General features: G+C 40.7%; 2 protein-coding genes. Both read left to right on the top strand.

Annotated elements, in window-relative coordinates; genetic code table 11:
• Positions 1–1,152 (top strand): serine hydroxymethyltransferase (gene glyA / locus BOW51_RS10885; RefSeq protein WP_078477719.1); only part of this gene is annotated, 1,152 nt, incomplete at its 5' end.
• Positions 1,153–1,163: 11 nt separating this feature from the next.
• Positions 1,164–1,248, top strand: an 85-nt coding sequence (locus tag BOW51_RS11755) for an NrdR family transcriptional regulator (RefSeq protein WP_442468244.1), incomplete at its 3' end; no start/stop codon positions are given.

A 1,248-nucleotide genomic window follows, 5' to 3' on the forward strand; every position in this document is an offset into this window, starting at 1 on the left:
AGTGAAAACTACACCTCACCTGCAGTGATGGAGGCGCAAGGCTCGCAATTGACGAATAAGTATGCTGAGGGTTATCCTCGTAAGCGCTATTATGGTGGGTGTGAATATGTTGATACAGTTGAACAATTGGCGATTGATCGTGCTAAGGTATTATTTGGTGCAGATTATGCGAATGTTCAACCGCATTCTGGTTCTCAAGCGAATGCTGCGGTTTTTCAGGCATTGTTAGTACCTGGAGATACAATTTTAGGTATGAGTTTGGTGCATGGCGGGCATTTAACGCATGGTGCTGCACCTTCGTTTTCGGGTAAAAATTTTAATGCCATTCAGTACGGTTTGAACGAGAAAACAGGTGAGATTAATTATGAGCAAGTTGAAGCTTTGGTAAAGAAGCATAAGCCCAAAATGATTATTGCTGGTTTTTCAGCGTATTCACGTGTAGTTGATTGGCAATATTTTAGAGAAATTGCAGATACTGCTGGCGCTTATTTAATGGTTGATATGGCACATGTTGCGGGTTTGGTGGTAACGGGTGAGTATCCATCTCCAGTGGCAATTGCAGATGTGACTACAACAACTACGCATAAAACACTTCGTGGCCCTCGCGGTGGTTTAATTTTGGCTAAGGCCAATGAGGCAATTGAGAAGAAACTTAATTCTGCTATTTTCCCTGGTATTCAAGGTGGGCCACTGATGCATGTTATTGCTGCTAAAGCGGTGAGTTTTAAAGAGGCAATGAGTGATGAATATAAAGTTTATCAAAAGCAAGTAAAGATTAATGCACAAGTGATGGCTAATATATTTATTGAACGCGGTTTTGATGTGGTGTCTGGTGGTACGGATGACCATTTGTTTTTAGTAAGTTTTATTGACCAAGGGCTAACAGGTAAAGCAGTAGATGCTGCCTTAGATAGTGCGTATATTACAGTTAATATGAATGTTGTACCTAATGATCCACAGTCTCCTTTTGTAACTAGTGGTATTCGTGTGGGTACGCCAGCGGTGACAACGCGTGGTTTTAATGAAGCTGATTGTGCCGATTTAGCCATGTGGATGTGTGATATTTGTGCAGATTTAGAGAATGAGGCTATGATTGACCAGGTTAGAGAAAAAGTCACTAGTCTTTGTGTTAAGCACCCAGTTTATAATTAAATTAAGCCTATATGCGTTGTCCATTTTGTCAATCTGATGATACTAAAGTATTAGACACACGTTTAATTGATGATGGTTCTCAAGTGCGTCGTCGTC

This window comes from Solemya elarraichensis gill symbiont (assembly GCF_002021095.1).
GTDB lineage: Bacteria > Pseudomonadota > Gammaproteobacteria > Chromatiales > Chromatiaceae.